This window comes from Streptomyces sp. NPDC088745, from assembly GCF_044751045.1.
Classification (GTDB): Bacteria; Actinomycetota; Actinomycetes; order Streptomycetales; family Streptomycetaceae; genus Streptomyces; species Streptomyces cremeus.
In genome coordinates this window covers 1-22,723 of sequence record NZ_JBIVLB010000022.1, presented here as the reverse complement: position 1 = coordinate 22,723, position 22,723 = coordinate 1, and the positions used below count along the sequence as shown (strand labels likewise).

14 protein-coding genes, 1 tRNA gene and 2 pseudogenes are annotated in these 22,723 nt (G+C 69.5%); 6 read left to right on the top strand and 11 right to left on the bottom strand.

The features are described from left to right. Positions 1-40 precede the first annotated feature (40 nt). The 5 genes and pseudogenes from ACIP93_RS35130 (at position 41) to ACIP93_RS35110 (ending at position 4,738) form a co-directional block, all read left to right on the top strand. Entirely contained in the window at positions 41-1,750 is a 1,710-nt protein-coding gene (locus ACIP93_RS35130; protein WP_401765982.1) for a hypothetical protein, read from the top strand. 63 nt (positions 1,751-1,813) lie between these two features. Then, entirely contained in the window at positions 1,814-3,208 is a 1,395-nt protein-coding gene (locus tag ACIP93_RS35125; RefSeq protein WP_401765979.1) for a hypothetical protein, read from the top strand. Between the two features lie 3 nt (positions 3,209-3,211). Continuing rightward, a pseudogene (locus tag ACIP93_RS35120) lies at positions 3,212-3,595 on the top strand (maleylpyruvate isomerase N-terminal domain-containing protein); the annotation flags it as partial. Beyond that, positions 3,507-3,792: pseudogene (locus ACIP93_RS35115) on the top strand (sterol carrier family protein). The pseudogenes ACIP93_RS35120 and ACIP93_RS35115, both read left to right, overlap by 89 nt. Positions 3,793-3,853: 61 nt before the next feature. Then, positions 3,854-4,738, top strand: a complete 885-nt coding sequence (locus ACIP93_RS35110) for an META domain-containing protein (protein ID WP_401765977.1) — start codon at positions 3,854-3,856, stop codon at positions 4,736-4,738. Between the two features lie 172 nt (positions 4,739-4,910). Here the strand turns inward: ACIP93_RS35110 and ACIP93_RS35105 are convergent, their stop codons facing one another. The 9 genes from ACIP93_RS35105 to ACIP93_RS35065 all read right to left on the bottom strand — a co-directional run bounded on the left by ACIP93_RS35105 (position 4,911) and on the right by ACIP93_RS35065 (position 20,146). Continuing rightward, positions 4,911-6,311 (bottom strand): sulfatase-like hydrolase/transferase, encoded by a 1,401-nt coding sequence (locus tag ACIP93_RS35105; RefSeq protein WP_401765974.1) that lies wholly within the window; start codon positions 6,309-6,311, stop codon positions 4,911-4,913. Between the two features lie 83 nt (positions 6,312-6,394). Beyond that, the gene (locus ACIP93_RS35100; RefSeq protein ID WP_368861140.1) at positions 6,395-6,487 is read right to left on the bottom strand and encodes a putative leader peptide; all 93 of its coding nucleotides are present in this window, start codon (positions 6,485-6,487) and stop codon (positions 6,395-6,397) included. A gap of 858 nt (positions 6,488-7,345) precedes the next feature. Then, complete coding sequence (gene tcmP / locus ACIP93_RS35095; protein ID WP_401765971.1) at positions 7,346-8,206, bottom strand: three-Cys-motif partner protein TcmP; 861 nt, start codon at positions 8,204-8,206, stop codon at positions 7,346-7,348. Positions 8,207-9,983: 1,777 nt separating this feature from the next. Beyond that, positions 9,984-10,964, bottom strand: a complete 981-nt coding sequence (locus ACIP93_RS35090) for a hypothetical protein (protein WP_401765968.1) — start codon at positions 10,962-10,964, stop codon at positions 9,984-9,986. Position 10,965: 1 nt separating this feature from the next. Continuing rightward, the gene (gene cas3u / locus ACIP93_RS35085) at positions 10,966-14,049 is read right to left on the bottom strand and encodes a type I-U CRISPR-associated helicase/endonuclease Cas3 (protein WP_401765966.1); all 3,084 of its coding nucleotides are present in this window, start codon (positions 14,047-14,049) and stop codon (positions 10,966-10,968) included. Continuing rightward, on the bottom strand, positions 14,049-15,518 hold the full coding sequence (gene csb2 / locus ACIP93_RS35080) for a type I-U CRISPR-associated protein Csb2 (protein WP_401765963.1): 1,470 nt from the start codon (positions 15,516-15,518) through the stop codon (positions 14,049-14,051). Before csb2 ends, cas3u begins: the two co-directional genes overlap by 1 nt. 22 nt (positions 15,519-15,540) lie before the next feature. Continuing rightward, positions 15,541-16,731: a type I-U CRISPR-associated RAMP protein Csb1/Cas7u gene (gene cas7u / locus ACIP93_RS35075; protein ID WP_401765961.1), complete on the bottom strand. Its 1,191-nt coding sequence runs from the start codon at positions 16,729-16,731 to the stop codon at positions 15,541-15,543. A gap of 823 nt (positions 16,732-17,554) precedes the next feature. After that, positions 17,555-18,319, bottom strand: a complete 765-nt coding sequence (locus tag ACIP93_RS35070; protein WP_401765958.1) for a restriction endonuclease — start codon at positions 18,317-18,319, stop codon at positions 17,555-17,557. Between the two features lie 558 nt (positions 18,320-18,877). After that, positions 18,878-20,146 (bottom strand): hypothetical protein, encoded by a 1,269-nt coding sequence (locus tag ACIP93_RS35065; RefSeq protein WP_401765955.1) that lies wholly within the window; start codon positions 20,144-20,146, stop codon positions 18,878-18,880. Between the two features lie 544 nt (positions 20,147-20,690). Between ACIP93_RS35065 and ACIP93_RS35060 the strand changes: the two genes are divergently transcribed. After that, positions 20,691-21,758, top strand: a complete 1,068-nt coding sequence (locus ACIP93_RS35060; protein ID WP_401765952.1) for an IS110 family transposase — start codon at positions 20,691-20,693, stop codon at positions 21,756-21,758. A gap of 65 nt (positions 21,759-21,823) precedes the next feature. Here the strand turns inward: ACIP93_RS35060 and ACIP93_RS35055 are convergent, their stop codons facing one another. Together ACIP93_RS35055 and ACIP93_RS35050 are read right to left on the bottom strand one after the other, a co-directional pair. Next, positions 21,824-22,075: a hypothetical protein gene (locus ACIP93_RS35055; protein WP_401765949.1), complete on the bottom strand. Its 252-nt coding sequence runs from the start codon at positions 22,073-22,075 to the stop codon at positions 21,824-21,826. A gap of 357 nt (positions 22,076-22,432) precedes the next feature. Then, positions 22,433-22,509: transfer RNA gene (locus tag ACIP93_RS35050), tRNA-Pro, on the bottom strand. Positions 22,510-22,723 lie beyond the last annotated feature (214 nt).

Genomic DNA, 22,723 nt, shown 5'->3' with positions numbered 1-22,723 from the left:
TATTCCCCGGCTGGCGTGGGCTCGTGGTCATAATGCGCGGGTGAACGATCGAATTCCGTCCCCCGTACGGCTTCCAGGTGGGCGCATACCCGAAGGCGCGGCCCTGTGGCGGTCGGCCGAAGCGCGGCTCCGGTCGACGGCGGTGCCCGTGCGGTGGTGGGCGCGTCCGGTGTGGGCGCTGGTGGTGCTGGGGCTGGCGGGGGCGGCGGTGTGGCTGCTGCCCACAGCGGCGCCGGAACCGGACATCACCGCGGTGTTCGGGACGGCGCCGGACAGCGCGGTCTCGCGCGGGGCCATCGTCCTGACGGTGGAGTCACAGGTGGGCACCTCGTACTACGCCGAGGAATTCTCCGGGGGAGGTTCCTGGCCCGTGGGGGCCCTCTGGGCATGGCTGCCGCCCACGGTCTTCCAGGGGTTCGTGCTCCTGGAGGCGTACTGGATCCGGTGTCGCCCCGCCCTCGCGCTGGCCGTGCTCGCCCCGCTGACCGCCGCCGCGCTGCTCCTCGACGAGGGCATCGCGGACGCGGCGCCGGCCGCGCGGATCACGGCGGGGGTGGCGGCCGTGCTGGTGGGGCTCCACCTGTTGCACCGGGTTCAAGCACGGGCGCGGCAGCGGACGTCGGCGGTCGAGGCCGCCGGTCCGGGGCGCCACCCGGTGCCCGCCGTGCCGGTGCGCGGCCGGCCGTTGCTGGTGCCGGGCGCGGGCGCGGTCCTGCTCGCGGTGGCCGCGTACGTCTGCCTGGCCGTCTGGCGGGCGGAGTCGAAGGGGGTGTTCCTGGTCTCCGGCACCCTCGGCACCGCCCTGCTGGTCCACGCCGTGGCCGGGTGGCGCGGTGCCGCCCGTTTGCGCAGGCACCCTCAGCCCGTCCTGCGGGTCCTGGTCCGGGAGGATGTGGACGGCAGGACCCTGGTGTACGCCGCCGACGACACGGCGGGGGCCGAGCCGCTCCTCGGGTTCCGGGGCCGGGGCGGGTACGAGGGCGGGACGGCCCCGCGCCCGCAGGGCCTCGGGCCGCGTCCGATGCGGGAGGCCGTGCTGTACGGAGTCCCCGCGCCCGGCGCGGAGTTGGTGTGTGTCGGGGCGGTCGACGGGCCCGAGGGACGGGTCTCGGTGGAGCGGGGGACGGCGGTTCCGGCGAGGCCGGAGCGTACGACTCGTACGAGAAGCACGGAGAGGGACGGAAGCACTGTGGAGAACATCGAGCACCCGACGGAGGCCGTCGCCACCGGGCCCCGGCAGTGGGGCGCCGGGACGGTAGGGCGGGGGTTGGGCGCTTTCTTCCTGGCCATGGCGGCGGGGGCGGTGTTCAACCTGGTGACCGGGGAGATGACCTGGTCGTGGTGGATGGCGGTGGTCTCGCTGCCGTTCTGGCTGACGGCGTCCGCGACGGCGTTCAACTGGCGCGTCACCGCCGACCGTTCGGGGGTCTGGGCGGCCGGGGCCTGGCGGGTGAAGCAGGTGCGCTGGCAGGAGATCGTGAAGGTCGACACCGCCAACGACAGCTTCGTGCTGCGTGGGAGTGAGGGCGAAGCCGTCGCGCTGCGGCCCACCGGATGGACTCGGCTGGACCACCGCACCGCCGCCGGGCACACGGCGGGGCACGCGGCGGAGGCGGTGCGCGCCATGCTCGCCGATCCGGAGCTGCGGCCCGCGCGGGAGAGCACGACGGCGGAGCAGGGGATGCCGTTGGGGCCGGTGCTGGTGGTGGGGCTGCTGCTGTGGGGGGCGTGTGTGTACTGGCTGTTCTGAGGGGTGACGGCGGGGTGATCAACTCGGGCGACAGGAGAGGGCCGACACGCCGATACTTCGTCCATGACCACCCCTGCCCCGATGCCTCCGTGTTCCTTCCTGCCCCCGGGGGCGCGGGCTCCCGACGCCGCGCCCTGGAGCAGTGAGGACGCCGAGACCTGGCGTGCCGCGGGCGCGCCGCGCTGGGCGCGGCCGCGCGTGGTGGCGTGGGGGATGACGCTCGTCCTGCTGGTGTGTCTGATCCTCGCTCTTGTCGCGGCGGACAGCGGGCCCGTGTGCACGGAGACGGCCCCGTGCGGGACCGAGTGGGTCGGTTATGCGGTGGTGGCCTTCTTCGTGGCGTTGCCGTACTGGTGCCTCAGGCTGCCCGGGGTCGCCGTCTGGATGCTTCCCGTGGCCTCGGCGCTGGCGCTGACGGGGGTGTTCGACGCCGACATGCCGGACGCGCCCGCCGACCTGGTCGGCACGTGGCTGATGGTGGCCGCCCCGCTGCTCGCCCTCGTCGCGGTGGTCGTGCGCCTGCGGGCGCGACGCCGCCGGCGTGCGCTGTTCCTGGAGGCGACGCAGGGGCGTACCGCGCCGCTGCCCCAGGGGTTCGGCCGCGACGGGAGGGCGGTCCGCAGGCTGTGCGCAGGAGCCCTACTGCTGGCAGTGGCCGGTGGACTTCTGGCCTGGGGTGCGATCGTCACGTCGGCGTCCGACGCACGGGACGCGAAGGCCACCCGTACGGTCGCGACCGTCCTCGAAGCGGTCGACCTGGACGAGGGCGACGGAGGAACGGTACGCGTACGGAAGGCGGCCGGCGGGGAGCAGACCCTGACCTCGCTGTATCCGCTGGACCACCCTGTGGGTTCGCGGGTGACCGTGCTGAGCGACGAGGGCCCGCCGCGCCTGGCCGTCGAACGGTACGACGCCGTCGGCCAGCAGCTGAGCGCGCTGCCCTTCCTGGTCACCGGCGTTCTCCTGCTGGCCAAGGGTCTCCAACTGCACCTGGCGCGGCGGGCACTGCGCAGGGGCGAGCAGCCGGTGCTGAGGGTGTTCGCGGCGGGGCACTTCATGTGGCAGCGGCTGCACGCGGTCACCGACAGGGAGCTGGCGGGCGCGGCGGTCGACTGTGCGGCGCTCGCGTACGGCGAGGTGGTGTGGGTGCTCGGGGAGCCCGAGGAGGGGCCCGGCGAGGAGGGGGAGGAGGGGGAGGAGAACGAGGAGGAGGACCACGGCGAGCACCCCGCCTGGTGCGGGGAGGCGGTCGTCCACGGCGTCCTGGCCGAGGGCGCCGAGATCGCCGTCCTCCAGTCGTGCCTGCCCCTGCTGTCCCTCCTGAACCCGCTGCCCCCCGGCGACACGGCGGACACCACCGTCGGTGAGAACGCGCTGGTCGTCGCCATGACGGTGGGCGGGAGCGACAGCCGCGAGGGGGCGAACCCTGCGGCGGCCGTCGCCGATGGCCTCCGCTGACACATGCCGTTGTCGGCGGCCTCCTCCAACCTCAAGGACATGGCACAGAACCCGCGTTCCGCGACCGGCCGCAAGAAGCCCCGCGCGCACGACCCGGTGAAGATCCGTGCCGCCGTGCTCACCCGGTTCGGGCTGGTCCGGGAGGTCGTCGAGGGGCTCTCCGACGAGCAGCCCGCGGGCCCGAGCGGGCTGGGGGAGTGGTCGGTGCGCGAGCCGGCCGCGCACGTGTCGACGGCGGTCGGTTCGGTCGTACGGAGCCTGGGGGAGCCGTCGTCCGGCGCGGGCGACGAGGGCCGAGGTGCCGTTCGACCGGCAGGTCCTCGCCGCCCGCACCCGCCTCCTCGCCGACGCGCTCGCCGTGGAGGCCCTCGGAGCCTCCACGGAAGTGCGGATTCCGCCGTTCGCGGTGGTGCGGTGCATCGAGGACCCGAGGCACCCCGCCGAACGTGGTGGAGAGCGACCCGCTGACCTGGGTGCGCCTGGCCACAGGACGTGCACAATGGGCCGCCGCGGTCGAGAATGCGCAGCTCAAAGCCAGTGGCGAGCGTGCTGATCTGGTGGAGGTGCTGCCGATTCCGGGATGAAAGGGAACGCCCACCGCGAGGGAAGTGGAACCGGAGTCGCCACCCGTTCCGTCACACCGGCATGCAGAAGACGCCGAAGCTCACGCCGCTGAAATTGCTGGCAGTGCCCGTCACCGCCGCGGCCCTCCTCGCGCTGAGTGCCTGCGGTACGGAGACGACCCCGGGCGCCAAGGCGGACGGCGGCAGAAAGGGCACCGGGCAGGAAGCGGGGCAGGGCACCGTGCAGACGGACCTCGCGCTGACCGGAGTGCGCTGGACGGTCGAGAGCTCGACGGCGGGCGGGAAGAAGGCCGCCGCGCCCAAGGGCACCTTCGTGCAGATCGACGACACGGGCGCGGTCAAGGGCAACTACGGCTGCAACACCTTCACCGGCAGGGCGAAGGTCAAGGGCGATGCCGTGAACCTCGACAAGCTCATGTCCACCCAGATGGTCTGCGACGTCCAGGACTTCGAGCTGGCCATGCGCAAGACCTTCAAGGAGCCGCTGAAGGCGGAGGTGGACGGCGACCGGCTCACCCTGACCACGGCGAAGGGCGACACCCTCGCCCTGACCTCCGCCCCGAAGAAGGAGGCGGCCGCCCCGCTCACCGGGACCAAGTGGACGGTGACCTCCTTCACCGACCGCAAGACCGTGGGCGGCGACGCCACCGCCTCGACCGTGCCGAAGGACACCGCCGGGAAGGCGTACCTGACCTTCGGCGAGGACGGTTCGCTGCGCGGCCGCACGGGCTGCAACTCCCTCAACGGCACCGCCGAGGAGAGCCGCGGCAACCTCGACGTCGGCCGCGTCGTGACCACGCGGATGATGTGCCAGGGCGGTGCGGGCGAGGTCGAGAAGAAGATGCTGAAGGTGCTGACCGGCAAGGTCACGTACACGGTGGACGGCCGCAGCCTGTCCCTCACGGGGCCGGCGGGGGTGGGGCTTGAGGCGACGGCCGCCCAGTAGGTCCCGTACGAGAGGAAGGCGGGCGCGACGGCGGCGCAGCTCGACCGCCGCCGACGCCGCCGCCGGGGCCCGGACCAGGGGACCGGGTCCGAAGCCGGGGTGATGCCGTGGGGGCGACGGCCCCGGCCCTCACGGCGCGGACGCCATCCCGGCTCATCCGGCTCACCCCGCCTCACACCCCCGGATACGGCAGCAGTCCCGCGTCCGTCTTCTCCCACGCGGCCTTCAGCGCGGCCAGCCGCGCGGGTTCGGCCGCCGCCAGGTCCGCCTGCTCCCGTGCGTCGGCGGTCAGCCGGAAGAGCTGGTCCTTCCCGGCCTTCCCCCGGTAGTACTTCCACTCCCCGCGCCGCAGCGCCCGCTCGCCCCGCACCCGCCAGAAGAGGTCCCGCTCCGGCACGCGCTCGCCCCGCAGCAGGTATCCGGCGAGCGAGGTGCCGTCAAGCGGGTGCGCCCGGTCGGGGCGCGCGCCCGCGATCTCCAGCAGCGTCGCCGTCCAGTCCGGCGTGAACACGGGTACGCGGCTGACCTGCCGGCCGTCGATCCGCGCGGGCCAGCGCACGACGGTCGGCACCCGGATGCCGCCCTCCTGAAGGGAACCCTTGTTACCGCTCAACGGCCAGTTGTACGAGAAGCGTTCACCGCCGTTGTCGCTGGCGAAGAAGACGAGTGTGTCCTCCTCCTGCCCCGACTTCTTCAGCGCCCTCAGCACCTCGCCGACCGACCGGTCGAGGTCCTCGACCATCTGCGCGTACTTCTCCACCGAACCGCCGTCCTGGTGCCACAGCGCGCGTCTGTCCCCGGCCTTGATCCGCCGTACGACTTCGGCGCTCGCCTCCTCGTCGCCGTCGGCGATCCACGGCCAGTGCGGGGTGGTGAAGTTGAGGTTGAGCAGCCAGGGCGTGTCGCCGTGGTCCCTCCGTACGAAGTCGCTCGCCCGCTCGGTGAGGATCCGCGTGTAGTACCGCAGGTCCTTGTACGTGGCGTCGCCCTCGTAGAGGTCGTACTCGCCGTCGCCGCTCAGCTTCGAGTAGTACTCCAGCGCCCCGCCGAAGTTCCCGAAGAACTCGTCCCAGCCGGACCGGGTGGGGCTGTAGTCGGGCAGGAAGCCGCAGTGCCACTTGCCGATGAGGGCGGTGGCGTACCCGGCCCCCCTCAGCAGCGAGGCGAGGGTCGGGTGGGTGGGTTCCAGCCCGACGCCCCTGTCGGCTATCGGCTCGGCCAGCCCTCCCTTCGTACGGCCCGGGAAGCGGCCGGTGTAGAGGCTGAAGCGGGTCGGGGAGCAGGTCGCGGACCCGGAGTAGGCGTCCGTGAACCGCACCCCCTGCCCGGCGAGGCGGTCGAGGTTCGGCGTACGGATGTGGGGCGAGCCGTACGAGGACAGGTCGGCCCAGCCGAGGTCGTCGCCCAGGATGAACAGGATGTTGGGCCGCCTGGACCTGCGGCGACCGGCGGCGCGGAAGGGCCGTTCCTCGGGGGTGCTCGCCCCGGCGGGCGAGGTGGCGGCGGCGGTCAGCCCGGCGGCTGCGGCGGCACCGACGAGGGTGCGGCGGGACAGGGGGGTGCGCGAAGTCACGGCTTCTCCGGAAGAAGTCAGGCCAAGTCGCCCGAACCCGGACAGAGTTCGGCGACCTGTGAGAAAGGGGGCTTGCGAAGTGACTAGGCGCAGCGACAGATGGCGCTGGCGACACGGACCAGGTCTACGTGTCGGCGCGCGACGAGCGGGACCGAGCGGTCACCGGAGGGCTGCATGGCCCGTGACTCTGGCGGCTCCCGCGTCCCCGTGTCAACAATCGTCTCGCCCCGTGGACACCACCCTGGACACCCCGGTCCCCGGACCTCCACCTCAGGACCTCCTCCCGGAACTCCCTGACCTGCGCCCCGGCAGCCGAGCCGCCCCTCGGCCCGCGGCCTGGCCTGCTCGCCGCCGGGGCCGCGGCTCCGGCGGGTTCGAGCTCTCGACCGTGCGACTCCCGCCGCGCTCCGGCCGCCCCGCCGCTGAGCCGCCGCGCCCCGGCCACCACCCCCGCCGTCCGCCACCACCGCGTCGCCGGGCCGCTGCCACCACCGCGTCGCTGCGCCGCCCGCGTGCAGCCCGCCTGTACGGGCCGCCCTCGACCCGCCCACCGTGCGCTCCGCCGTGACCACCCGGGCCCCGCCGTCCGCTGCGTCGTGTCGGCCCGCCGTGCCCCGGCCGCCTGCGGCCTCCGCGCTCCGGGTCCGGGCCCTCCCCCCACGCCTTCTGCCCCTGCCGGTAGGACTGGAGGCGGGAGATGGCAGCCTGGACGGGTGACTCAGACGACGGCAGAAACCCTGCAGCACCGCTTCGACGGACCAGAACACGCTCCGGTCCTCGTCCTGGGCCCCTCCCTCGGCACCACCTGGCACAGGTCGGCAGAACCGTCCTCTGGCGTCCGCACGGTCTGAATCGATGCCATTTGTGTAGGCGTGGTGCCCGTGGTCCGGGTGCGTCTACGGGGTTGGTGACACCGGCGTGACACGCGAGGCTTCAGGTGGCCCGGTGCTGCGGCGGTTCTGTGTGAACGGGGACCTGATCCGATGGGCCTCGCCGAATTGCTCCGGCGAGGCCCATCGTGCGGTTGGGGCTGCTCACCAGAGGGCGTCCTGCTGTGCTGACGGACGGGGTGTTATACGTGTCGTGGCTAGGCGCACGCGCGTCTTGTTGTTGACGGTGCGGGGCTCTGTCGCCACGGTGTCCTCGTCGCGTAATTGTCGGACTGCGTCGATTACTTGGGTGGGCCGGTAGACGGTTTCCAGGAGGGTGTACCGCTTGAGTTCTGGGATGGTTCGCCCGTCGGGAGCGGCCGAAATGAACTCGCACAGGATTCGTCGCAGTGGGGCCGTATCGGGTTCGAATGCGATCTCCAACATCTGCTGTTGGGTGTCCCTGAGATCGCGGTAGCGGACGCCGTAGGAGGGATCCACCGTCCACAAGGCATCCTTCATCTTTGCTAGTCCCAGTTCGTGTCGGGTACCGAAGATCAGGTACAGCTTCCTGTTGCCCTCGTCGATCATCTCGAAGTACAGCGTATGGGTGAAGCCGGCCCGGCGTAGCACGGCTCGGTATTGCTCGCGTAGGAAGGTGAATTTCTGCGAGGAAGGCTGCTGGAATACGGCCTGCCATTCCTGGCTGCCGAAGGCGGCGTCGCCGAGTTGGCGGTGGCCATCGTGGTTCTCAGCGAAGCGCATGAGGAAGGAAGGTTCGAAGGTCACCATCACTTCGGTGCGGGGGAGGTGTCCCAACTCTTGCAGGAGTGAGAACGGAATGTCTGGTCCGCCGAAGCTGTCGAGCAGGACGAACAGAGGTTTCCCCAATGCGCCGGTTTTCCGAATCTCTTGCAGGAGGGTCGGGTGGAAGTCGCCATGGCGTATGTCTACAGCCATTCGCTGGGCGACGTCGTCCGACTGGCGGGAGCGGACGAGAGCCATCTGGCGCTGCAACTCCTCCACGCGCCGCGGTAATGCGCGAGTACCAAATGCCTTGATGGTGCCGCTAGAAGGACCTGCGGCGATCGATGGGTGGCTGGAAGGACATCGACCTCAAGATCTGGCCGCAATGGCGCCGCAGATAGGGCCTACGGTGAACGGTGCCGAGCTCGGGTTTGAGCACCATGAAGTGCTCTCCGCGATTCTGCCGCAGTTTGAACCTGCGGTCACAGTTGACGAGGACGGCGGAGTGCACAGCGCATTCCAGGAGCCGCGATGGTGCCGCAGGTCAAACCTGCGGAGACAGGCTTGTCGAGGTCGATCAACCCGGCACCACCGGCGTGCCGCGATGGTGCCGCAGGTCGAACCTACGGAGGCAGCGGGACGTCGCCCGTGCAGACGGTGCGCTGTCCGGGGCCGCGATGGTGCCGCAGGTCGAACCTGCGGTGACAGCTGGGTGGTCAAAGAGCAAGATGTCGATGGTCGCCCGTCCGAGATGGCGCCCCAGGTCGAGCCTGCGGTGACGGAACCTCCTGGGGTTCCCTGAGGCACAGAAGATGTGCCCACGATGGTGCCGCAAGTGGAACCTGAGGTGACAGAAGGGCATTGATGTCGCCCGGATAGTCGACTGCAACGCCGCGATGCTGCCGCAGGTCGAACCTACGGTTACAGCCAAGACACCGCTGTGGTGGTGCCGCGGCCTGAGACCGCAAAGGCAGAGCGCCACGAAAGGCCGCGCAATACGGGGTCTTGCTGCCGTGGTGGTGCGCGGTGAGGGCGCAGAATCAGTTCGAACACCTGGCGTATGATGTTGGCCTTAACGCCGCCGGGATGGTGCTGCGACTGGGGGCCGCAGAGGTGGCTCACCGAACGACATTCCTGCCGTCAGAACCAATGATGCCGTAGAGATGCTCCGGTATTGAGCCGCAGAGACAAGGCTTGATGGCCTGCAGCGTGCCACGCTGTTCCTCGCTGTGATGGTGCCGCAGGTCGAACCTACGGAGACAGTAGCTCTGTAGATGAGGGCCTTCGGTGGAGAAGTCGCCGTGATGGTGCCGCAGGTCGAATCTGCGGTGGCATGGCACAGCTACGCCATCACCGTGGCCGAGCTGCTGTTGCCGAAGTAGTGCCGTAGGCCGAACCTGCGGTGGCCGAGTCTCCTGCTGAGTCCGAGTACGGATTAGAGATCGGGCCACGATGGTGCCGCAGGTCGAACCTGCGGAAACGGACCTGCTCACTCGGAAGATCTTCCCCGAACGCAACATGTCACGATGGTGCCGCAGATTGAACCTGCGGAGACAGTAGCGGCGAACCGGACAATGGTGGCCGGGGACGAGCTGCCGTGATGGTGCCGCAGGTCGAACCTACGGAGACAGCAGCTCTTCGTGCTGGCGGACCGCGTACGGAGTGTCGCCGCGATGGTGCCGCAGGTCGAACCTACGGAGACAGCGCGGGCAAGCCCACGCCCGAACGGCGGGCCATGTGGCCGCGATGGTGTCGCAGGTCGAACCTACGGAGACAGACCGTGGCCAGCCGCTGCTCCAGCTTCATCAGGGCGCCGCGATGGTGTCGCAGGTCGAACCTACGGAGGCAGGGCGGCCTCTTCGGCGGTGGGGGCGTCGCTCTCGTCACCGCGATGGTGCCGCAGGTCGAACCTACGGAGACAGCCTGTCTGGACTCTGGTTACTACGTTGAGTGATCTGTGTCCGGGATGCGCCTGACGGATTAATGGGTGTAAGACGCCTATTTTCCTTCGGTGTGGTGCGGGGTCGGCGTGTGTGCTTGGGGTTCCAAAGTGGGTTCAGGGGTGAACGGGTTGGCCTGGCTTGAGGGGGCCGTAGGAGTTGGAGAGGCGGGTGCGGGGTGCGGTGTAGAGGGCGGTGATGCCGAGGTTGGTGAGGTTGGTGGGGTTGGGTTTGTGGGTGCGTACGTGGGGGTGTTCGAGGAGTGTGGTGATGGCGGTGGGGGTGAGGGGTGGGTGCCAGACGGGCCAGGTGAGGGCGGGGCCGTTGGGGGTGTGGGTCCAGCTGGTGGTGTGGGCGTGGAGGGTGGTTCCGGTCAGACGGAGAGCGGGGAAGGCGTGGAGAGCGAGCCAGGTGGCTCCGGGGACGCCTTGTTGTGAGGGGGCGCCGTGGCTGTGGGTGTGGGCGTTGCCGGTGGAGTAGTGGTCGAGGTTAGCGCCGGCGTAGCCGTCGACGCGCTGCCAGCCGGTGAGGGCGGTGCGGAGCTGGGTGGGATCTTTGCGGCAGTGTTCAGCGGCTTTGGTCCAGTTGTTGGCCAGGGTCATGCGGCCGGCGGGGGCGAACAGCGGTGTGGTGGTGGTGTACCACGCCTCGCTGGGCGCTTCCCGTTTTCTAGGTTTGGTGGGGTCTTTGGGGGCGATGCGCAGCTGGTTGACGAGGCCGGTGAACCAGCGGGCGCCCGGGTCGTTGTCGGTGCGTTCGCGGCGGGCGCGTTCGCGGAGGCGTTGGAGGGCGAGGCCGATGGGCATGCGTAGGGCGTCGTTGGGGGCACCGGGCTCGCGGTCCAGGGAGAGGATACCGGGGGCCAGCGGGAGTGGCTCTTCGTCCGGCTGGTCGGGGAGTTGCTGGTGCAGGAGGCCGGCGAGGTCTTGGTAGGTGAGGTGTTCGTGGGTGTGGAGGACGGCGGGGGCGGCGGGGCCGCGCCAGGAGAGGCGGGGCGGGGCGATGAGGTGGGGGGTGGTGAGTTCGAGGAGGCCGAGTGCGGCGAGGAAGCCGAGGGGGGAGTCGGAGAGCAGGGCGGGGAGTTCGAGTTCGTGCATATCAGGTGCCTTCCTCGGAGCAGGCCATGTCGGCAAGGCGGACGAGGGTTTCGAGTAGGGCCAGCCCCCAGGGCCCGTACCGGCGGTTGAGGGTGTGGAAGCGGTCGGGGCTGTCCCAGTCGACGCCCATGGAGGCGCTGTTCACCGTGACCTGTTGGCCGTCGGGCATGGTGCAGGTGACTTCGGCGGGGTCGGGGTCGGTCACCGGAGGTAGGAGGGGGCGGGCGTGGCCGTGGTGGGCGGCCGCGAGGTGGACGAGGAGGTCCTCGTCGAGGCCCTCGGTGTGTTCGGGGCGTGTGGCGAGCCAGGCGGCGACGGCGGTCGCGCTGAGTGCTTCGTGCCGCAACTGGGCGCCCCAGTGGGCGAGTTTGGCGGCGCGGCGTCGTCCGGCCTGGTCGGCGGGGTCCATGCCGGACTTCGCGAGGAGGTGGGGCTGGGATTCGGCGAGGAGCCGGTCGCCCGCGCAGAGCATGATCTGAAAGCGCGGATGGGCTTTCCCTACATCATGGGCCCAGGCGGCCGTCGCGACCGCGGACACCAACGGCGCGGGAAGTCCGACCGTGTCCGCGAAGTACCTTGCCCGCTTTGCGACTGCTGTGCCGTGGGCGTCGAGGGCGACGGGGCGGGTGAGGGAGCTGGCGTCGCCGTCCTGGTCTCCGACCCCCGCCGTCCGTTCCCGGCAACCGTCCTGCGGGTGGGGAGGCACCAGCACGATCCGGGCGGTGTCGCGGCCCGGTGTCGCGATGGCGTGCCCTGGCCGGGCCTTGGCGCGGGACACGCGCGCCTCGGTGTCGATGTCCCACACGGTTACGGCTTTCAGGTCGGTGAGGCGCTGGTGGAGAAGGTCGCTGTACGAGCCGTGAGCCGGTGTCTCCTGGGCGTCGAGGTGGGCCAGGAGGGAGTCCAGGAGCAGGTGGATGACCTGGGTGGGAGGTTCGTCCTCGTCGCCGGCGCACAGGCGCTTGTGCGCCTGGTGGAGATCTTCAGCGACCGCGGCCAGGGTGGCGTCGTCGAAGTCTGCCAGGGTGGCGAGGAGTTGGGGGTCGAGGCGGGTGGGGGCGGTGTCGGTGCGGGGTGGGTAGTCGCCGAGGTCGGCGACGGGGCGGCCGGGGGCTGCGGTCCAACCGTAGGGGTCGTGGCCGCTGTAGTGGGAGGGCAGGACGATAGTGCTGCCGGGGCGGATGTCGCGGGGCTCGGTGGCCAGCGTCCAGGTGTCCGTTTCGGGGTGCCAGCGCAGCACGGGTGCCATGGCCTGTGCCGCCCGCCGGGCCTTGGGGGGTACTTCGTCGTCGGGGATGCCTTCGAGGTCGCTGGTGGTGTCCTGGCCGGGCTGGGTGAGGAAGCGGCGCAGCTGCTGGGCGGGCACGGGCACGGTCTCGTCCGGGTGCGGGGGCGCCTGCCGCATCCGTTCCTCCCACACCTCCTGGTGATCGGGCTTGTTCTGGAGGGGAGGCAGGTCAGCGCGCCAGAGGACCTGGACGTCTTCGGGGGAGGTGTTCATGCCGTGCAGGAACGGGGCGGTGCTCTGGTCCGGGACGGGTGTGGGGGAGGTGCGTGCCCAGGAGTCGAGAAGCGTCCGGTGGACGACGGGGATCAGTGGCTTCGCCACGCTCATGGCCGCCAGGTCGGCGTTGGCCAGGAGCCTGGGGAGGGTGGTCGGGTTGACCACTTTGCCGTGTACCGCGACCGCGCCGAGTGCCTCGGCGTCCAGTTCCGTGGACTTGAGCAGGGGGGCGTGGGTGGCGAGCCAGTCCCAGGTTTCCTGGGCTGCTGTTCCGTAGACCGGGATGTCGGCGAAGTCCGCGGGGGCGTGGGCGCGGATCACCAGGGCGGGTGCCGCAATGGTGGCGTCGCCGGTGCGGTCCAGGCGGCCCAGCCGCTGGACGAACGCGGCGTAGGAGGCGTTCTCCGTGACGAGCCCGGCGAACGAGACGTCCAGGCCCACTTCCACGGTCTGGGTGGCCACGACCACCAACGGCCGCTTAAGGTCCGCGTTGACCCCGGCCAGGAGGTCGATCAGGTGCGGGCTGTCCAGGAGGCGGGTACGGTCGCCTGCCCGGGAGCGGCCGGTCAGCAGTACGACGTCCAGGCGGTCGTCGGCGGCGAGGAGCCGATGGGCGGCGCGGGCGGCCCGGATCGTGTTCGCGACCACCCCGATCACCGGCCGCTCCACCACCGGCAACAGCGCCTCCACCCCCAACCGGGCGGTGATGGCGAACGCTTCGGTGGCGTTCTTGGCCGAGGCCGTGGCGTCCAGCAAGGTCACCCGCCGCCGGGCGCGTAGCCGTCGGCGGGCGACTGGATGGTAGTGGTCTGCCTCGGTCAGCGAGTGCCGGGGGCGTCCGTCGCCGCTTGTGGCGGTGGCGGAGAGGCTGACCACCTTGACCGCCCGGTCGGCGAACGTGGGGTCGGTGGCGGTGGCCTGGTAGCGGGCGCAGTCCGTCGCCGTCTCCAGCAACGGCAAGGCGATGTGGGCCTTGTCGACGGCCAGGAGGGCGTCAATGCCGCACAGGGCGGCGTCGACCGGGCGCATGCGGGGGCTGGTGTGGTAGCCGCGGAACAGCAGGCGGCTGCCGTACTGGTCGACGGTCGAGGTGATTACGGCGGGCTGGGCGGGGGAGCGCAGCCAGCGCGACGCCCAGTCCACCCCGCCCCGCATCCGCAACGTCTCCAGCGCCTGCCCCTCCCCGCCGAGCGCGGCCAGCGCCCGCGCCACCCGCACCACCACCTCCTTCCTGGCCTGTGCGGGGCACTGGAGTGCGTCCTGTAGGACTTTGCGGAGGGTGGTGGCGTGTTCGTGGGCCTGGTCGACGACGAGGCGGCGGTCGACGACGAAGAACAGCCGCAACGGTACCGTCCGCGCCTGCCCGTTTGCGTGCTGCCAGGCGAGGAGGAAGACCCAGATGTCGATCAGGCTGGTCTTCCCCAGTCCGGTCGGCACATCCAGGTCCGGCCACACACCCGACTTCGCCGCACTCTCCACGTACGCGCACTGCCAGGGAAACGGCTCATACCCGTGCACCGCCTCGAAGAAGACGGGAAATTCCTCCAGATCGACGGGGGCCAGCTTCGGTGTGCTGTCCATCAGGCGTTCCTCCACCCGTCGATGGGCAGGCACAGCCCCAGCCCGAAATTCTTCTTGCTGCCCAGTACCACGGGCCCCTGCACCGGCCGGTCAAACCGCACCCGCACATGTCGGGCTGGCAACGGCCGCTCACCCGCCTTGCGCCGCAGCGCACTCACCGGCAGCTCCCGCGCTCCCGGCACGTACGCGCCGTGTGCCAGGACCTCCACCTCGACCGGCTGCGGGAGCCCGGCGAGCTGACAGCTCACCGCGACGGACTCCTCGATCAGGCGGCTGTTGCGCTTGGGGAAGCGGTCCAGGACCATCGGCAACGCTGTCGTCCACCGCGCCGACGCTTGGGTCCACCGTTCCGGACGCACCGATTTCAGCGTCTCCACCACTGGGCTCCCGGCACTCACGTAGGTGAGCGGCACCGGACGCGACAGGGTGGGGACCGCGAGGCGGCGTAGGCCGCCGCCCTGGCGCAGCAGCATCGCCAGCATCGCCCGCCGATGTCCCGGATCCAGGCCGTGCGGCAGGGCGACCGCGACGCCGCGCAGCCGCCCGTCCGCGTGCCGGTGGCCGACAAAGGGGAGGGCCAAGTACGCGCACAGCCGAGCACTCTCACCAGGGGCCTTGTGGCCGTGGACGGCGACCATGGCCTCCACGTCGTGGCCGGCCTCCTCCAGCATCCCCATCACCTTGCTCCGCAACGAGCCCGTCACCGCCATCGTCAGCGCCGCATCCAGCGAGAACGACGGCGGAAACGCGAAGACCACCACGTCCTCGTAAGGCCCGGCCACCGCTTCCACTACAGGCGTTTCCGGGGCCCCATGCAACCGGTAGGGGAAGGACTGGGCCTGCTGCCAGGCTGGCTGCCCCTGCTCGAACGCCTCCCGCAATCGCGCCAGGTACCCGCCGTACGGCGCCCGCAGCTGACGCACTCCTGCTCCCCGCTGCTCGGGGGCCGGCTCCCACACCTCCTGCCCCGAGTCCTCCCCGGGCTCGGGGTCACCGGCAGCCGGGGAGGGAGCGGTTGGCACCGCGGCGGCATGGACGAGGGCGTGCCCGCTGGCCCGCCCCACATACGGGACGGCCTTCGCCAGCACCGCCAGCACCGCCAGCACCCCGAGCGGCGGCTGTGCCTCCCACTCGAACTCCACCAACGGCTCACCCAACGTCCGCTGCGGCCACGTCTTCGGCTTGCCCCCATTGGTCCGTCCCGGCAACACCGCATGCCCGGGACGGGAGACGGCCGCGTTCACCGGCACCCACGCCACCCGCGGACTCTCCGCCTCCGCACTCAACACCGGCACCCGCACCACCGGAGGCTCCTGACGCTCCAGCCACTGCAACGCCGCCTCCTGCACAGGATCCTCCGGATCCGCCACCGACACCAGCGAGCAGAAGATCCGCGCCGGGTGCGGCGGCCACTCCGCCGACTCCCGGTCCACCGAAGACGCCTGATAAGCGGACTCCAGGAAATGCACACTCAGACGAAACGGCACAGGATCACTCGCCCTCGGCCTCGCCGATACCGGCGATCATGTACGACTTGTCGATCGCCTGCTGCAAACTCGCATTCGGACGCACCACCACCGGCTCCCGCGCCCACTCCAGCCCCGCGGCCTGCGCACGCTCCAACGCCACCTCGAACAAGGCCAACGCCTCCTGCGGTGACGCCACCTCCAGCGCCTCCACCCCCGGACGACCGTCCCGCCCGCGCAGCACCCACTCGACCCGCTCACCCACCAGCATCAGATCGCAGCCCGAACGCAGACGCAGCGCAGGAGACGCGAACGCCAGCCGGTCACCCAGCAGTGCGATCGCCGCCACCAACGCCCGCCCAGCAGCCGCGAGTTCCTTGCCGAGCGGGCCAAACCGCAGAGCGGCCAGCTGCGCGAACGACAAGGTCGCGCAGCGCTGCACGCCGGTCACCGAAACCCCGCCCAAGCCCTCGGACGGCGGGATCATGCCATGACCCAGGGCCGACATCTTCGCCGTCTTCGTCCCCTTGGCCAGCTTGCCGTCCGCTGACGGAGCCCACCCCGACTCGGTCACCTCGACCGTCTCGCCGGTCAGGTTAAGCCGGTCCACCCGGCCCGCCGCCCGCACCCCGACCAACGGCGCCACCCCGATCATCTCCGAGGAATACGCCCGCGGGATCTTCACCTGGATACGCCGCTTGCGATGCGAATCCCACACCCCGTACGCCAAGTCACTGGGCACCAGCCGCAGATACGCGCTCACATCCCCCGCACTGGCATCCCGCAGCGCCAGCCCCGCCTCCGTCCGGTCGAACGCGACCCCGTCCGCGTCCACCGCGTCACGGAAGTACGCGTCCCTGCTTCGATGCGGGGCATCCAGGCTCGTCACCCGTACCGCCACCCCCGCGGACTCGGTCTCCAACGCCAGGTGCGGCAAAAAGACTTCACCGCGCTGGACCGCATCCAGCAACGCGGCCTCACACCGGTTGGCCTGCGACTGCCGCTGGTCCAGCAACACCACGTCCTCCCGCGCCCCGCCGACGTACCGCGGCTCGATCAGATAGCCCGCCGCATCCATCGCAGTGATCTTCACCGTCGGCGGAAACACCGCCGATCCGGCCCCGCCCAACGGCTCGTACTCTGCGGTGATCCGCACGGCACCGTCCGACGACCGCAGGTTCGCCGCCGCCAACAACCGCTCGTAGGCCTCGTGCACGTTTAGCCCCTCCTCGGCATGCAGAACATGGGTACACCACGCCTCCTGCCGGGTGAAGTAGCAGGTCAGCTCGGTGAGATGACGTGATGGAAGCAAGTGGTTAGGGGCGGTGCAACCGAAGGCCACGGCAGCGAGGTCCGATTGTCAGACCGACGAGTTACGTTGCGAGGTTGGCTCCTATTGCCTCTCGAGCTGGCTTTGGAGTGTCGAGCCGTCGCACGTCTTCCGAGGCCGAGGAGCGTGTCACCTCACGAGTGCGGCCGGGCTGAGGTGCACGTGGGGCACATCAACTCGGCCTGAGCCGCCAGCGGCCCGCCACCTTTTCGAGCGGGATGTTCGAATAATGCCCCTCGGTCGTTCGATGGGGCTGAGGTGAGTCCGGCGCGGGGCGAAGTGGGGGGACGTATTTTGGTAGTCCGCAGGTCACGCGCGCTGTTGGTGCAGTGTTGTGAATTGCCCTGATGGGTACCAGGTCGGCGTAGCCGTCCAGAGGCGTCTAATCAGTCCAGTGCGGACAGATATGCCGCGTTTGACGGTCGCTAGGCGGAGGGCGTCCGTGGGGTGCGTGACTTCCGGGTGACATCTGTGACCGCCGCGGAGCACCGTCGGGCTCTCCCGACGGTGCTCCGGGGCGCAGCTGGGCATGGAGGTTAGCTTCTCCCAGCGGCTGCATCGCCCTTTGCCGGTCTGTTGCTTCTGGGGCACCTCGTGCGCCGGTCTACTCGGCTCCGTGCGGTCGATGCGCGGGACACGTGGGCCTTGATCCTGGTGAGGTCGCTCCGCTGCACCACCAGTGGTGAACAGCCCTGATGCCGTTCGGGCGTCAGAAGTCGGCACCCAATATGGCAAGGGGGCGACGATCGATCTGGGCGATGCGGACCTTTTCGCGTAGCCAGCTGGCGACATCGCTTTCCTGCTCAAGTAGGACGATGAGTTCCCGCAGTTCACCGAGAACGATCACTCGCTGGCTCAGAGCCCTCTCGCTTTCCTTGATCGCTGGTGCGGTGAACCCGGATGCGGAGATGAACAGCGCACGGACTTCCGAACGTCCGTAAACTCGAACCAGGTGACGACTCATCGCGTTGATTTCAACCGGCTCGCCCCACCACTTGATTTCGACGAGGTACTGGGCCCCGTCCAGTTCCAGCGCCCCGTCGATCTGCTCGGTCACCTGGCCCTCCTCGTTGCGCAGGGCAAAGGACTCCCTGACCAGGATCCCTTCGGCTTTGAACACGTCGTTGAGTACGTCTTCGACGGCGATGCCCCGCTTTCTAGGGTCCGCTTCGTTGAAGAGGGCGGCGAGTCGGTCTCGGAGCGTCACGAATTTCGCGTGTCGCCGAGCCAGGCGTGTCGCTTCGGCAGTGCGCGCCGCGAGTCGCGCTGCTCGTTCATCGTCATGTGCCTGATTCATTCTGGTGAACGCGTCCTTGACGTTCACCAGGCTTCGCACATTTGCTTGCAGCCCTTGGGCTGGTAGCCGATCGTCCGGCCATAGTGTGGAGAAGTCCTCGAACTCGATCGCCCGCTTGAGTAGCTCTCGTCGAACTCCCAGGCCGGTGTCGCCCTGCTCGTTGATCTGGCTGAGCATGGCACGAACGATCTTGTGTTTGCTGATCGCTGTCCTGTCCGCAGCGACCTATTGCCGGTGCTCCGCGAGCAGTGCCTCGCTGACGCCGGCTCCCCGTAGGAACCCCAGTACTCCCTCCTTGCTTCGGCTCAGCCGTGGCACCAGCTCGATCAGCAGCTCCAATAGCTCGGGCGGCCAGTGGTAGGCGTCATCGTGGACCATTCGGCATCCGCACCTTCCACGTCGAAGCCATCGCGTAGGCCCCTTCGCCTGCGCCGGTCCGACGAACAGCACTTCCTGGCAACTTGATTGTGCAGTGCGCTCCTCAACTCCGCTGTCGAATGGTGCGATAGGCGACGGCTGGCTCGTCCGCAGATGGACTTCCACCGGAAGGCACCCAACAGCCTTCAGTCGACTGGGACATGCGGACCCGCGTTTCGATGGTCGTCCTCGTCGAAATGGCCATCTCCCCCTGCAAGCCCTGCAGGAGCAACAAGTTGGCGATGGTGGACGTGGGCTTCCTGCACAAGAGAGGCCCAGCGGCGCCTGGTGTATGTCCGGTCAGAGGTACGTGGATGCCTAATGGGCAAGCCGGGAGCGGCAGCGTGGGCAGGCGTGTGCGCTGTCGGGGCCATATCGGTGGATGGGGGCAGCACAGCCCGCGCAGGGGCCGATGTGCCATTCGGCGCATCCGTGGATCACTGCGGCTTCCCTGCGCTGCTGTGGCGTGATGTTCAGGCGTCGCTCTGTGCGTGGCGGCACGCGCAGGAGCTGTCGGGGGATGTGATCGAAGGTGTGGAGTCCGCTGGCGTCTCCGGTGGTTCGGCGCAGACGCCGGTCGTTGAAGGTGAGGGTTTCCTCGCCGTACCGGCAGGTGTGGTCGAGGGGTTCCATGGTGAAGGTCAGCCCGCGGTCCGGTGCCTTCTCCGGGGGTTCTTCGGAGGTGCCGACGAGGGCGCGCCATTCCTCGCGGTCCTCCGACGGTACCCGCATGCGCGAGATGGTGTGCGGCTTGCTCTGTGCCGGGATGCGCATGGGCACGTAGGCGCCGTCGGCGCTTGCGGCCACGAGTTCGTCGATCTCGGTCTGCCGCTTCTGCGGGATGCACAGGGCGGGCAGTTCCCAGAGTGCGTGGGCGCGCCCGCATGCTTGGCGGTTGTGTCCCGTGGTGGGGCAGCGGCGTTCGCTGAAGCGGCTGCATTTCCAGCGCTGGAGGTGGCGGATGCCGGCGCGGACGAGGAGGGAGTTCCGGGAGGCGATCGCCTGCCAGGGGACGTCACCGACCATGGCCCAGGGGGCCCGGTCGATGAGGGCGGCTCGGTCGCTGTTGGTGACCCAGAGCGGGATGATGCCGTGGTCGACGGCGGCTTGGGAGCGGCGGCGGACGGTGCTGGCGGTGATGGGGGTGTACTGGGCTTCCCAGCCGATCCTGCCGGCTGACCCGGTGACTAGGACATCGGTGCGTATCTTGCCGTCGGGGCTGCGTGCTTCCGTCTGGGCGGCGAGTCCGTGGCGGTGTGCGGCGCGGGCGATGCGTTCCTTCATCGCTTTGTGCTTGTCGCTCTCCTCGGCAGTGGCTTTGGTGCGCACCGGCAGGTGCGCGGCGACGAGGGTGGTCTGTCCGTTGACGGTCCGGCGGCGGATGGACATCCAGGGGGAGCGGTCGTGGTCCTCCGCTTGGCACCGGCCGGTCTCGTGGTGCTGGAGGCACTGGAGGAGTTCGCGGTCGCGCTGGTCTATCGGCTGGGTGATCTCGTCGAGCAGGCCGGGGCGGTCGGGATGCCCCAGGTCCGGATGCGTGAGTTCGATCTTGATGCTGTACCCCGTGTGGAACACACCATTGGCCATGCCGAAAAACGGTAGACCGTCCCACTGACAATGCGCACCCCCGCGCCTTGTGACGGGGTGTCTTGGCTGTGCCGGCTGCGTGTTGTTCCGCATGGGAAGGCAAGCTGTCGGCTGACGGCGCATATCAAATGCGCGGGCGTGCTGGCAGGTGGCAGCGCATTCCAGGGGGAGTGCATTTGCTGCCGCGCATCAGGGGGCTGCTGTTTGCAGTGGGCTCGCCGTGTAGTGGCGGGCCGTCTTTGGGAAGAATGGCGAAGAACACCGCCACAGCGCCGGGAGCTGACTCCTGACATTTCTGACCGGAGCGTCTTGACCATCCTGTGTCGCTCGCGGGGCGAGGCGGTGGGTTCAGCGGCTGGTTCGGGCGAGTGTGTCTGGAGCACTGCCTTGCGTGGCGTACCTGCAATGTGTCACTTGTGACCGCTCGTCCGAACCGGCAGCAACGTCGGCATGACGCGTCGACGGGGATGGACAAACGATTGATGCATCAGACCCTGTCCTGGTAGCAGACGCTGCTGCAGACGGATCCGAGATAGTTCTCGGGGTGGACACGCACCGTGACTACCACGTGGCAGCGGTGCTCTCGATGACAGGCAGGACCCTCGGAATCGAGCGATTCCCCGCCACCGCGAGCGGATATCGCCAGCTGCACGCATGGGCTGTCCAGTGGGGTGCCATCCGTGGTGCCGGGGTGGAGTCGTCGGGGAATTACGGGGCGGCCCTGTCGCGGTATCTGCTGTCGCAGAGCACTCCTGTCCTGGAAGCACCGGGGCCTGGGCGTGCGGCGCGCCGTCGGCAGAGCAAGTCGGACCGAGGGGATGCAGAGCTTGCTGCCCGTGCCGTGCTCAGTGGCCGGGCGCGCTCGCCGGTGAAGTCGGGAACAGGCGCGGCGGAGATCGCGCGTCTGTACCTGGTGGTCAAGGACTCCGCGGTGAAAGCCCAGCGCCAGGCCGTGAACCAGCTCAAAGCAATCCTGGTCACCGCGGACCCAGCCTTGCGCGAAGAGCTGGCCGGCCTGTCCCGCCGGGCCCTCGTCTCAGCCTGCCTGGCACTGAACGAAGGCGACGACAGGACAGATCCTGTGGTGCGGGCGACCCGCTTCACGCTGCGGGTACTGGCCGAGCGAAACGAGCAACTGAGAGCGCAGGCCCTCATGCTGGAGCGGCGCCTATCCGACCTGATCCGCAGCCACTACCCACAGCTCGTTGACGCGGTGGGCATCGGACCGCACAGTGCTGCCGTCCTGCTGACTGCCATGGGCGACAACGCCGACCGCCTGCGCGGCGAAGCCTCCTTTGCCGCGCTGTGCGGGGCGAGCCCCGTGGAGTACTCCTCCGGCAACAGGCAGCACCGACGGCTCAACCGCGGCGGGAACCGGCAGGCGAACGCTGCCTTGTACCGCATCGTCATGACCCGGCTGCGCTGGGACCCACGCACCCAGGCGTACTACGAGAGGCGGCTGACGGAAGGGAAAACTCGCCGGGAGACCATCCGCTGCCTCAAGCGCTATGTGGCCCGCGAGGTCTACCGCCTGGTCCACGGCGGGCATCGGTCTGACCGCTGCGGGACTCATCACGACGAGCTCACCACGGCCCGGCCGCCGAGCAGTTAGCGCTCGTACGGTGCTGTCCCGGCAGAGCAGGGCCGGTGAGCGGAGTGAGCGGCGCACTTGCGCGGCTATTCCGTGCGCGGCCCGGGGAGGTCGTTGTACTCGGGGTTGCCGCTTTCGAGGACGCGCAGTAGTGATGCGGTCACCACGCGCGTCCCGCGGCCGATGCGCAGCACTCGGCAGGGAAATTCTCCGCGTCGGATCAAGTCGTAGCCCTTGGCCCGGGAGAAGCCGAAGGCCCTGCAGGAGTCCGCCACGCTCCCGGTCCCGGACCAGTGGGCACGGATGTGGGCGGGGCTGTACTCGGGGGCGTGCGTCACGCTATGGGGAGGCATCTCGGGTGGTCAGTACCTTTCGGGCGGCACCGATCCGAGGTGATCGATGCCGGCCAACGGGGGCGGTGCCAGCTGCGTCGGTGACGGCTCTTTCGTACCGGGCAGCGGGTGGCGGTGGGATACCCACGGTCTACGGGATCGCCGGTTTGGCCAACCGGGGGTCCCGCGCTATCTTCCCGCCCGACTTCCCGGGTCGTGGTGAGAGCTGGCGGCGACAGATTCGACCACGCCCCGCTGACCTGCAGGTATCCCATATTTACGACGAGGTGTGCTGCATGTAGGACACGGGAGGGTCACGTGTGCAGCTTGCTGAGGAAACGAACTCCGACCTGTGTGAGGTGCTGGTCGGGACGACAGGATTTGAACCTGTGACCCCTTGACCCCCAGCCAAGTGCGCTACCAAGCTGCGCCACGTCCCGATGCTGACTCGACCTGCGATTTCTTGCAGGACCTGCGTGCACGGCAATGGTATTAGGAGTACAGGTGCCACTTGGCGGGACGTCTCTGTGCTGAGGTCTCACGGGCAGTCGTGCCGCTTAGACGGTGTCCTATGTGGTGAGTCGGAGGAGCCGCTTGTAGCAGCAGAGAGCTGCGGCGAGGCCGAGAAAGGCCAGGTAGTTGGCGGGTTGGCGT

Coding starts and splice junctions, on each gene's coding strand:
- ACIP93_RS35125 (WP_401765979.1), top strand. CDS start 1,814: ATGACCACCCCTGCCCCGATGCCTCCGTGTTCCTTCCTGCCCCCGGGG.
- ACIP93_RS35110 (WP_401765977.1), top strand. CDS start 3,854: ATGCAGAAGACGCCGAAGCTCACGCCGCTGAAATTGCTGGCAGTGCCC.
- ACIP93_RS35100 (WP_368861140.1), bottom strand. CDS start 6,487: ATGCAGCCCTCCGGTGACCGCTCGGTCCCGCTCGTCGCGCGCCGACAC.
- ACIP93_RS35090 (WP_401765968.1), bottom strand. CDS start 10,964: ATGCACGAACTCGAACTCCCCGCCCTGCTCTCCGACTCCCCCCTCGGC.
- cas3u (WP_401765966.1), bottom strand. CDS start 14,049: ATGGACAGCACACCGAAGCTGGCCCCCGTCGATCTGGAGGAATTTCCC.
- ACIP93_RS35070 (WP_401765958.1), bottom strand. CDS start 18,319: ATGCTCAGCCAGATCAACGAGCAGGGCGACACCGGCCTGGGAGTTCGA.
- ACIP93_RS35065 (WP_401765955.1), bottom strand. CDS start 20,146: ATGGCCAATGGTGTGTTCCACACGGGGTACAGCATCAAGATCGAACTC.